The 10,464-nt window shown below is 70.5% G+C and carries 10 protein-coding genes; 5 read left to right on the plus strand and 5 right to left on the minus strand.

The genetic code is table 11. The features are described 5' to 3' along the window. Together ACWDEN_RS21355 and ACWDEN_RS21360 are read left to right on the plus strand one after the other, a co-directional pair. Window positions 1-790 (plus strand): lactate utilization protein (locus ACWDEN_RS21355; protein WP_450859889.1); only part of this gene is annotated, 790 nt, incomplete at its 5' end. A gap of 123 nt (window positions 791-913) precedes the next feature. After that, window positions 914-1,492: a tautomerase family protein gene (locus tag ACWDEN_RS21360; RefSeq protein ID WP_351621107.1), complete on the plus strand. Its 579-nt coding sequence runs from the start codon at window positions 914-916 to the stop codon at window positions 1,490-1,492. On the opposite strand, the gene ACWDEN_RS21365 is transcribed toward ACWDEN_RS21360, so the two are convergent. Both ACWDEN_RS21365 and ACWDEN_RS21370 read right to left on the minus strand, forming a co-directional pair. Continuing rightward, the gene (locus tag ACWDEN_RS21365) at window positions 1,479-2,306 is read right to left on the minus strand and encodes a maleylpyruvate isomerase family mycothiol-dependent enzyme (protein WP_351621104.1); all 828 of its coding nucleotides are present in this window, start codon (window positions 2,304-2,306) and stop codon (window positions 1,479-1,481) included. The two genes, ACWDEN_RS21360 and ACWDEN_RS21365, sit on opposite strands and share 14 nt — an antisense overlap. A gap of 493 nt (window positions 2,307-2,799) precedes the next feature. Then, on the minus strand, window positions 2,800-3,357 hold the full coding sequence (locus ACWDEN_RS21370; protein WP_450859890.1) for a sigma factor-like helix-turn-helix DNA-binding protein: 558 nt from the start codon (window positions 3,355-3,357) through the stop codon (window positions 2,800-2,802). On the opposite strand from ACWDEN_RS21370, the gene ACWDEN_RS21375 reads away from it, so the two are divergent. From ACWDEN_RS21375 to ACWDEN_RS21385, 3 genes are all read left to right on the plus strand, one after another. Beyond that, entirely contained in the window at window positions 3,337-3,747 is a 411-nt protein-coding gene (locus tag ACWDEN_RS21375) for a cupin domain-containing protein (protein WP_351621101.1), read from the plus strand. The genes ACWDEN_RS21370 and ACWDEN_RS21375 overlap by 21 nt on opposite strands. A 387-nt stretch (window positions 3,748-4,134) precedes the next feature. After that, window positions 4,135-4,572, plus strand: coding sequence for a cupin domain-containing protein (locus ACWDEN_RS21380; protein ID WP_351621098.1), 438 nt, complete (start codon window positions 4,135-4,137; stop codon window positions 4,570-4,572). Window positions 4,573-4,886: 314 nt separating this feature from the next. Continuing rightward, on the plus strand, window positions 4,887-5,621 hold the full coding sequence (locus ACWDEN_RS21385; protein WP_351621095.1) for a rhomboid family intramembrane serine protease: 735 nt from the start codon (window positions 4,887-4,889) through the stop codon (window positions 5,619-5,621). A 611-nt stretch (window positions 5,622-6,232) separates the two neighbouring features. On the opposite strand, the gene ACWDEN_RS21390 is transcribed toward ACWDEN_RS21385, so the two are convergent. The 3 genes from ACWDEN_RS21390 to ACWDEN_RS21400 form a co-directional block, all read right to left on the minus strand. Next, the gene (locus ACWDEN_RS21390) at window positions 6,233-6,448 is read right to left on the minus strand and encodes a hypothetical protein (protein WP_351621092.1); all 216 of its coding nucleotides are present in this window, start codon (window positions 6,446-6,448) and stop codon (window positions 6,233-6,235) included. 304 nt (window positions 6,449-6,752) lie between these two features. Next, entirely contained in the window at window positions 6,753-7,892 is a 1,140-nt protein-coding gene (locus ACWDEN_RS21395; RefSeq protein WP_351621089.1) for an alpha/beta hydrolase, read from the minus strand. Further along, entirely contained in the window at window positions 7,889-10,411 is a 2,523-nt protein-coding gene (locus ACWDEN_RS21400) for a thioester reductase domain-containing protein (protein WP_351621086.1), read from the minus strand. The genes ACWDEN_RS21395 and ACWDEN_RS21400 overlap by 4 nt, the downstream gene beginning before the upstream one ends. Between the last annotated feature and the right edge of the window lie 53 nt (window positions 10,412-10,464).

Consider the following 10,464-nt stretch of genomic DNA (forward strand, 5'->3'; position numbering starts at 1 on the left):
TCTCTTGGGTTCCCGGCCCCCCTTGTTTTCATGCTCTTTTCCCCGCTCCACCACCCCCGCGGGGCTTTTTCCCCGCCATTGCAGTGGCCTGACATTCCGCCGGGCTGTCTTGTCGAACCGGCTGAGGCGAACAAATCATCCAGCGAACAGGAAGCCCATCATGACCACCTCGATGCCGACGACAGCGTTCACCGACCCGGCGCCCGCGCAGCGCGTGGAACGAGCCGCCGCCGCGCTTGCCACACACGGCTTCACCGTGGAGATCCTCGACAAGGCCGCCGACGCGCGGGCCCGCATCAAGGACCTGATACCGGAGGGCGCCAGTGTGTTCACCGGGGCCAGCGAGACCCTCCGCCTGTCGGGCATCGCCGACGACATCAATGACAGCGGGCGCTACGACGCCGTCAAACCGCGCATTCTGGCCATGGACCGCGCCACCGAAGGAGACGAGATCCGGCGGCTGACCGCCAGCCCCGACGTCATCGTGGGCAGCGTCCACGCGGTCACCGAAACCGGCTCTCTCGTGATCGCCTCGGGCAGCGGAAGCCAGTTGCCCGGCCACGCCGGCGGTGCCGCCCGCTCGATCTGGGTGGTCGGGGCGCAAAAGGTGGTCCCCGACCTGGACACCGCGCTACGGCGCGTCGAAGACCACTGCCTCCCGCTGGAAAGCGCCCGCACCCAGGAAACCTACGGGTGGTCCAGCGCGGTCAACCGGCTGCTCATCCTCAACGCGGAATACCTCCCCGGCCGCGGCACCGTCCTGCTGCTCCGCGAAACCATCGGATTCTGACCCCAATGCCGCACTTCCAGGTACATGTCCACGAGGAAGAACTCGACGGGACGGTCGAGGGCCGGCTGGTCCGGTCGCTCACCGAGGCTCTGGTCCAGGTGTACGGCGAGCGGGGGGCGCTCCATGGCCGTCGTCGAGATCTTCGGCATCCCGAGGCACCGCTGGGGTGTCGGCGGTGCGCCAGGCGGCGTGCACGCCCCCGTCGTCTCGCTCCATGTGCGCGAAACCGCGCTGCACGTGCTGGGGATCGACGACGCCCCGGCACAGCTGACCCGGGCGATCACTGACGCGGTCGCCGGCGCCCTCGGCGAATCCATCCGGGATCACGTCGGCGTTCAGCTCGTCGGCGTGCCGCCCGGGCGCTGCGGGGTCGGCGGCGAGATCGACCCTCCGGCACCCGCTTCACCGGCAACTCCCGCCAGTCCGGGTTTCTCAGGGGAGAGCGAAGCGCCGCTGAGAAACCCGGATTCCACCGCGACCGTCGCCCGTCTTGGCTGTGACAGCGCCTTCGCCAGGGGCCCGTCAGCCTGGAACAGCTTGAGCAGTGGCTTCTGCTGGAGACGTCACAGTGGCGTGCCCGAGACGCGAAGAAGGCTCCATGCCATGGACGGAGACGGCCGCGCCGGCGGGCAGGTTGGGCCCGGCCCCCGTATTGCGGCTGACTACGGTGTCCGTCCTGTCAGCCGGGTCAGGGGGCGGTGAACAGGGTCGGGAAGCGGGGGGCCAGCCAGGGCCGGGGGCCCCAGGCGAGGACCTGCCCCTGGGCGATGGCACGCCAGGGATTCAGCCGGCCGAGCGCGATGAGCAGGAAGGCGACGGGGTCGAGCAGGATGGTGCAGTCCGCGCGGTGTCGCATCGCGCCCGGGGTAACCTGCACGGCGCCGTCGGCCAGGGCCACGCCGAATGTCTCGCCCCCGCGCAGCCGGATCCGGTAACGGGCCGCGAGCCCGGCCGTGGCTGACGGGTCCGCGACACGCGACATGACCGAGAGCATGAATGGCATGCACAGTCCCACTCGTGCCCGGTCGACCATGTGTGGGCGTTTCAGGGCGCGGGCCAGGTCGTATCCATGGCCGAGCATGTGCGTGAGCAGATACGACGCCAGAACGGACCGGCTCATCGTGCCCAGGGGTGTGGCTGGTGCGGGGCCGTGGGCCGCAGAGCGCGAGACAGCGTCCAGGAATGCCTCGGCCTGCTCCGCGATCATCGTCGCGAGTGGCTCCGCCCGGCGTTCCGCGAAGACGGCGAGGGACTGTGCGTTGGCCTCGGCCAGGCTTTGGGGCGTTCCGTCGCCGTAGGGGCGCTCACGTCCGGCGGCCAGGTCGGCCATCAGTTCGTTGGCTATGGCCAAGTGGGCGGCGGCCTCACCGACGGTCCATTTTGACCCCGGCACGGCAAGCGCCGTGTCGCTCGCGCTGCGCACCAGCGCGGCGATCTCCTCAGCAGTGCCACGAATCGCCTCCGCCAGCCCGTCGGGCAAGGGCCACGAGCCGTCTTCCCGTACCGTCGTATGCACGCTGTTTGCTCCGCTCCCCACCCTGCCCGGCACGCCCCATGTGTCTGGGGCGGTGGTACCCAACCAGACTCGCGCCGCACCCGGCAAGCCCTTGCGGCCGTGAGCCCCGTTGCCGCAGAAACGGCGCTTCCCTTTCTGCGGGCGAGGCCCGGTAACCGACGCGACTCTCCGTGAAGCAGATGCAGCACGCCTCGTTGCGCGGGGGTGGTGCCCGTGAAAAAGGGGGTTCACCGCCCGAGGAGTGCCGGCCGGTGGCGAGCCGTGAGCCGAGGTGCGGTTCTGTGTTGGGCGCCCAGGCCGATTCCTGTCAGGTACACGGCGTACTCGACACTGGCTTGCTCCGCCTGGCGGGCCATCGCGGTTGGCGTACTCGGTGCGTGCCTGCCGGTCTTCGTCGCTGATGGGCGGGTGCACGGGGTCGGTGACCGGGGTGGGCCACAGTGACTCCACGAGGCACACCCACGCGCGGCACCTCAGCTCCGCTCGCACGAGATCACGACCCGCGGCTCGCCGAACGAGAACTGGGCCCGCCGCTACGGGGGAAAGCGGCAGGCCCAGCAAGCCACCACGATGCCACACCAGCGGCGGAGCTGCTGTTCGTGATGCAGAGGGAGCGGTACCTCAGTTGATGCCGAGCCTGCTCAGGACTGTGGTCCAGCCGGTGACGACGGCGTTCTGCGCGGCGGCGACGAAAGCCTCGACCAGCCCGTCGGTGCTGGGCCGCCTCGACGGGTTCCCGGCGCTCGGCGGACAGGCGCTTGCGGGCCCGGCTGAGGATCTGCCGCGTAGTGGCCTGGCTCAGCCGGAGCACGCCCGCGATCTCGTCGTACGCGTAGCCGAACGCCTCCCGCAGCGCGTGGGCCGCCCGTTCCACGGGGTTCAGCCTCTGAAGGACCAGCACTCGGACGCGAGGACGCCCGCCCGCTGCGATCCTGCGGCGGCTGCATCGCCGCGTTCGCCGGCGTTGAGCTGTCACAAACCGCGAGGCCGTCTTGTCCTTCCTGTGGACAGTCCCTGTTTGGAGGAGAACATGAGCGCTGAGCACGCACACCTGCCCCCAGGCGTCGAGGTGATCGTGACCCTGCCGGAAGCGGCGGCCCGGATCCCGGCCGGCGCCGAAGCCAGGACCATCCGGGTCACCCTGCCACCCGGTGACCCCGGTGCACCGCCGCACCGGCACCCCGGGCCGCTCTTCGGCTACGTGACCCAGGGCGAGATCCTCTTCGAGCTGGAGGGGCAGCCGCCCCGGGTGCTCAAAGCCGGTGACGCCCTGTTCGAGCCTGGGGGCGACGTGATCCACTACCAGGGCGCCAACAACCTTCCGGACGCGCAGTCACAGCTGGTGGTGACCATGTTCGCGCCGCCGGGCACCCCGGTTCTGACCGTGGTCGGCGCGGAGGAACTGGCCGAACGACGACACCTACGGGTTACCCGGCCCTGATGACCACGCTCAGAAGTCGAAGTTCGCGTTCTGGAAGCTGACGTGCATCCAGGCGACGGTGGCGGCCCAGGTCGCCAGGATGCCGAGGAGGGCCGCCGCCGGCCGCCCAGACGCCGGCCCGGCGGCCGAGGAGCGCTCCCGCGAAGCCGGTGAGGGCGGCGCCACCCGTTCGGACGGACATCGCTACGGCGCTGGATGCCCGCCGATGACATGGCGCGATGCGGTCTCGATACCGCCGGCTCCCGGATTGTGGCGGCCGCCGACGGGAGGCAGGGTGGTGTCGAGACCGTTTGGGCGAGGCAGAAGGCACACGGCCTGTCACGGATACGAATGCGGTGGCCGACGCAAGATCGTCCACTCCGGGCAGGCTTACGGAGGTGTGGTTACATGTCCGCGAAGAACCCAGAACACGGGAGCGCCCCCGAGGTCTCCTTGCCGCCCGAAGTCACATTGCTGCAGGAAGTCACTCCGCCCTTCTTTCCCGAAGGCGGCTCGGGAATGACCATCCTCGTCGAGTGGCCTCCCGGTCACCCCGGGCTCCCTCCGCATCGCCACTCGGGCCCGTCGTTCGGCTACGTGATGGAGGGCGCGCTCCGGTTCGAGCTCGAGGGTGAGCCGGAGCGTGTGGTCGAGGCCGGTGGGACGTTCTGGGAGCCAGGCGGTGACGTGATCCACTACCAGGACGGCAACGCCCTGTCGGACGCACCGACCAAGTTCGTGGTGACCATGGTGTGCGCGCCGGGTCAGCCGATGCTCACGCTGGTCGACGAGGAGGAGCTGAAGGAACGGGCGCACCTGCGCGCCCCGCGTCCCTCCGCAAGCTGACCCGCGAGACCGACAAGAGTGCGGAGTCCGGAACACCGACCCAGGTGCCGGGCTTTGCAGCAACCTCCGGCCTTCACCGTCATCGATCTCACGAACCCGCACACGTTCTGCCACCCGGACCCGCTCATGGTGACGCATCGCTGCGCCAGCACCCGAGCGGCGCCGCTGAGCCGTCCGCCGCGGCGCTGCCCGGCCGGCGTAAGCAGAGGCAGTGGCAGCCCGGCACCGACGTCGCCCGCAGCGACCGCCCGACACTACGTAGAGTGTGCAGTGTTGCGGTGCGGATGCGGATCCGCCAGGGGAGGGAGCGTGCCATGGGTGCGTCATACACAGACCAGGCCGACGCCTTGCCTGTCAGCGCGGAGCAGGTCATCGCGGAGGCGCGGAAGGCGTTCTTCGTGATGTTCGGGGGCCTCGCGCTCATCTGGGTTCTGCAGCTCGTCAACTACGCCGACCACTACGCCCTTTCCAGGGACTACGGAATCAGGTCCGGCGACGTCGGCACGCTGCCCGACATCCTCGTCGCGCCTTTGCTGCACTGGAACTGGGCACACATCGAGAGCAACTCCGGGCCACTGTTCGTCTTCGGTTTCCTCGCCGCCTACCGAGGGGTGGCCCGCTTTCTCGGTCTGAGCCTGCTGGTCGGCGTGACCAGCGGGCTCGCGGTGTGGTTCCTCGAACGAGGCGATGTGGATACGGTCGGCGCCAGCGGCCTGATCTTCGGATACTTCGGCTATGTCGTGGTGCGTGGGCTGTTCGACCGGCACCTGATCGACACGCTGATCGGTGTGGTCATGGCGGCCTCCTTCGCCTACCTGCTCACCGTGGCCGTCCCCGGAACGCCGGGAGTGAGCTGGCTGGGACACCTGGGAGGCCTCATCGGCGGCCTGGCCGGGGCCTGGATCTTCCGGGACCGGCGCTCGCGGGCCGACACAGGCGCGGGCTCTCGCCAGGGACCGGGGCCGGCCACGCGCGGCAACGTTCAAGTGCGCTCCGACCACCCGCGCGCCGACCTCCACAAGGAACTCGGCGACCTCGGTCTGCTCTAGGCGGCTCCGCACCAGCAGCCGGAGCCCTGCCGGCGGGAGAGGGAAAACACACGTGATCCTGGCCAATACCTGATCGGGTCGACTGCGTCGCCGGGGCGCGCGAGAACGGCGATGACCTGTCCGAAGCCGATGGGGGAACGATGCCGGCCGCCGACGAACTGACGGCAGCAGAGCATCAACTGGCATCTGCGGCGGCCTGCGGACAGGCCGCAGACCGTCCTGGTACCCATCATCGACCTCGGACAGCGGAAGGCATGGCTGCTCACCGGTGGCGCCCTGTACTGCTCGTGGCTGCTCTCCGGCGCCGGCTGGGTTCTGACCACAGCCGTGCCGGCAGGACTGAGCGGGGTACTCAAGCGGAACTGACAAAGCTGCCCGCTCACAACGGTGAGCAGCCGGTGGCCGATCAGACAGCAGGCCAGGTTGAGAAGCACCTCGCCGATGTCGGCCCGCCGTTGCCAGCAGATTCGCCCGGCACCGGAAGCCGTGGAGCCACGCGAAGGTGAGCTCGACCACCCATCCGTGTGTGCCAAGGCCGGTGCCTTTTCGGGCATGCAGCCCGCGGTCACCGGACAACTGCCCGGTGACCGCCAGCTGATGTCGAGAGCGGGTCAGTTGGTGAAGGTGTCGAGCATCGAGGACAGCGCCGTCTTCTCCTTGTCGGTGGTGGTCAACTTCCAGACCGGCTTGATGTGGGTGTAGTCCTCGGCGCAGGTGCACCAGAAGACGTGGTTGGTGGGCTTCCGCCGAAGCCCGCACGGCTCCCCGTACGCCCAGCCTTCCAACCTCTGATCACGTCCGCCGAACGCCCCGCTGAACTCCCGCATCGTCTGCCGCTCGGATGATCAGAGATCCACGGACGCCCCGGCGTGAGCAAGGCACCTGTCCGTACGGTCCGGGTGGGAGGTGCATCAGGTGGCCAAGCAGAACCGGACCTACGTGCCGGTCGGCGGGCGGGATGTGTTCGCGGAACTGTCAGCGCGGCGATGCTGGTTGTCTATGGGATCCGAGCGGTGGTCTGGCGTGCGGAGCGGCCTCACGTGTACCCGTTCGGCAGTAGGCGTGACGGGAGGGGATGTGGCGAACCTGTGGGTCTGGGGCGAGTTCGGTAGTCGGCCGACCGGCCGTCCATCACCCCCGTCCGCCGAGGAATTCGAGGATGTGCCCGAAGACGTCGAGGGCGGCGCCCCGGCCCAGGAACGTGTCCAGGTGGCCGTAACCGGGGATCTCGGTGTAGGACACGTCCAACTGGGGCTGGCGACGGGCGAGTACGTCGTGGCAGAGTCGCTGGGAGTCCAGCCACAACCCGTTCTCGCTGCCCGCGAGCAGCAGCACGGAGGTGTCGATACGGCCGGCCGCGTCCAGTGCGTTGGGCGGCAGGGCACGGTAGCGGTGATCGGTCTCGTGCCAGCTGACCACGCTGCGGGCCAGCTCGATGCGGCGCAGGTGGGGCAGGATCCAGAGCGGGGCGGGGCCGAGGAGGTCGGCGAGGCGGGCGTGGGTGGCCTCGGAGAGGTTCTCGTGGAGGAAGAGCGAGGCGCCCGTGCCCCAGGCGGAGTTGTGCAGGATCTGGCAGGTCGGGTCCGGGCAGCTCGCCTTCCGTGACGCGAGTGCGAACAGCGGGGTGTACTTCGACCACAGGCCCACCTTGCGGAAGTCGACCGGAATGTGGTCGATCCGCGTCTTCAGCAGCTCCCCCGCCAGCGACATCCGCAGCGATGTGCGGCCGGCGAGCTTGGGCGTAAGGAACACGCCCTGCGACACCACGCCGGCCAGGCCCGGCACCAGTCCCGCCGCCATGCTCAGGGACAGCGTGAGCGAGCCGATGCAGTGGGCGACCACGAACAGCGGGCGGTCGCCCGTGCGCTCACGGACATAACTGACGGCCGCGGGGATGTCGTACAGGGCCACGTCGTCGTATGTGTACCTCTGGCCGGTCTCGTTGTACGGCAGCCGGCAGCTGCCCCGCCAGTCGAGCAGCCAGGGCTCGTAGCCTTCGTCGAGGAGGACGTCGACCAGGTTGCGGGTCTCCGGAAGCAGGAACATGTCGGCGGACGCGGTGTGTCCGTGCAGGAGCAGCACGGCGGGGCGGTCCGTGGCGCCGGTGTGGATGCGGGTCAGGCCGAGGCGGACGCCGTCGTCCGCCCGGAAGGGGATCTCCTCGACGCGGGCCGGGTCGAGGCGGTGATGGAGCGGGCGCAGGGCCGCGGTGGTCCTGACCCGCCGCAGTGCCGGCCCGGCGACGCGGGAGGTGGTCGTCCTGAAGATCATCGGTCATGCTCCGTGAGGGTCGGGGTGCGGCGCAGGTCGAGCAGGTCCGCGGCGGCGCGGGTGAAGGGGCCGAGCAGACCGCGGCCCATCTCCAGGCCGAACCAGGCGAGCCAGGTCAGTTTGGCGGCCCGCTTCTCCTGGCTGGTCAGACGCGGGTCGACCTTGATGCCGTCGATCTGGTCGCGGACGTAGGAGTCGGCGGGCACGACGACCTCGCCCGCCAGGCTCGCCGCCTCGTCCTCGCGGCCGATCCGCACGGTCAGCGCGCGGGTCTGCCGCCACAGGTCGCGGCGGGCCCGGGCGTACTTGTGGCCCTCCAGCCACCAGTGGCCGCCGTCGGCGTCGCGCAACCGCAGCCGATAGCGAAGGAGTTGGTGCCGCAGGCCGTGCTGCTGCGGGATCCCCTCCTCGGGGCGGATCCATACGTCGCCGTGCTCGACGGTCAGTGGCTCGGGATGTACGGCGGCGCAGACGACCTCGCCGGTCACGTCCACCCGGCGCTCCTTCACCAGCTGGTACATGCTCGCGATGGAAAGGGTGAGCGCCATCGAGCAGGGGCTGTCGGAGGGGGCGCCGACCGGTCCCACACTGCCCTGTGTCGTCTCCGAGAACCACAGGTAGGGCTGGTCGTCCCTGTGGGGCAGCCGGGCGAGGCCGTCCTCGGCGAGCCGCTCGAAGGTCCTCATCTGTGCCGGTGCGTCGTAGCGGGCCGCGGGCGGCAGCCCGAGAGCCTCGACCAGCGCGGCGGTGCGTGCGCCTCCGGCCGCCGGGCCCTTCAGGGTCGCCTCGCACAGCTTGAGGGCGGTGGGGCTCTGCAACACCCTGGCCAGGAAGGCGAGTTCGGGGACCGGTTCGGCCTCCAGGCGGGCCAGGGCGTCGGTGCGCCACTCGTCCCAGTCCTGGACGCGCACGTGCATGCCTCCGAGCGCCATGTCACGGACGACGTCGTCGAGGGTGTTGGGCACGCCGGTGAGGTTGTAGTCGTAGCCCCAGGCGTCGGGCTCGCAGATCGCGGCGACGGCGACCCGGCTCACCCAGTCCACCGGGGCGGCGTTCAGGCAGCGGAAGGCAGGTACGGTGCGGAAGCGGCCGAAGGCCGAGATCAGGCCGCTGCTGAGGTCCTGCGGGTTGTAGGCGCCGGTCTTCGTGTGGCCGCCGATGCCGCCGGGGCGCAGCGCGGTGACGACCAGGCCGTGGTCGCGGGCACGGCGCAGGGCGACCTCGGCGGCCCACTTCGACTGGTCGTAGCCCGAGACGAGCCGGTCGACGTGCGCGAGTGGATCGTCCTCGCCCATGGAGGTGATGCCGACTTCGTTGAAGACGGCGATCGAGGAGATGTGGTGCAGCGGCTTGGGCCGCCCGGTGGCCGCGAGTTCGGCGAGGGTGAGCGCGCCGAGGACGTTGCTCGCCCGCAGCGACTGATAGCCGCGCAGGAAGTCCACGGCCGCGGCCACCCCCACGACGCTGTCCAGTTCGTGGGCGAGCGTGTGCCACAGTTCGTCGGACAGGCCAAGCCGCGGCCGCCGGATGTCGCCGGGCAGCAGGGTCACCCGGCGCCGCACCTCCGACGACCAGGGCAGCCGGTAATTCTTCAGCGCCTCGCCGAGCCGGGCGACGGCCGCCTCCTCGTCGGCCGCGCGAACAAGGCAATAGACATGCGCGTCGCTGTGCCGGAGCAGGTCGAGCAGCATGTGACTGCCGAGAAAGCCGGTGGCGCCGGTCAGCAGGATCCGGCGGGGCGGCAGCGGCTCGGGCACGTCGGCGAACGGCAGGCGGTCGGCGAGGGCCAGATCGGCGAGGATCTGGTCGAGGTCCTCGCGGCGGGCCCTGGCATACCGGTCGTCGCTGCTGCCGGCACGGGGGCGGAGCGCCGGTGGGGTACGCGGAGTCGGGATCGGGAGGGTAGGCGGGGCGGGGGCCGGAAGAGCGCCCGCAGCGGAGAGCGGCAGCGTGCCAGGGGCCGGAACCGCAGCATCACACGCGCCGGTAGCCGGCAGCGTGCCGGAGGCCGGAACCGCAACAGCATCCGCGCCGGAGGCCGGCCGCACACCGGCGGCCGGGACCGGCAGAGTGCCCTGGACGGTGGGCGCCGGGGTGCCCGCGTGCACGGCCGGCGGGGCGGCCTCGCTCGACGCTCCGGCCCCGCTCGCCTGCAGCCAGCGCCGGGCGAGACTGATCGGACGGGCGTCGGCGAACACCTCATCCAGATCGAACTCGATGCCCAGCTCGCCCTCCAGCTCCGCGACGAGTTCCACGGCGTGCACGGACGTGCCCCCCGCGTCGAAGAAGTCGGCGTCGGGCGACAGGTGTCCCGCGGGCAGGTGGCGGCCCGCCGCGGCGGCGATGGCGGCGGCCACGCCGTCCACGTCCCGGGGCGGGGCGGCGGCGGCACCGGAGTCCGTACCGGTGGCGGCCTGCATCACCCTGGCCAGCAGGTCGTCCACGCTGAGCCCGCCGCCACCGCGCTCGATCGCCTCGGCGGTCGCCCGCTGCCCGGAGTCCTCGGTCACGTCACGCATGAGAGCCCTTCCACGATGTGCGCGTCCTTTCCCTTGCCTTCCGACAAGGTCCT

Source organism: Streptomyces sp. NPDC001153 (genome assembly GCF_053598315.1).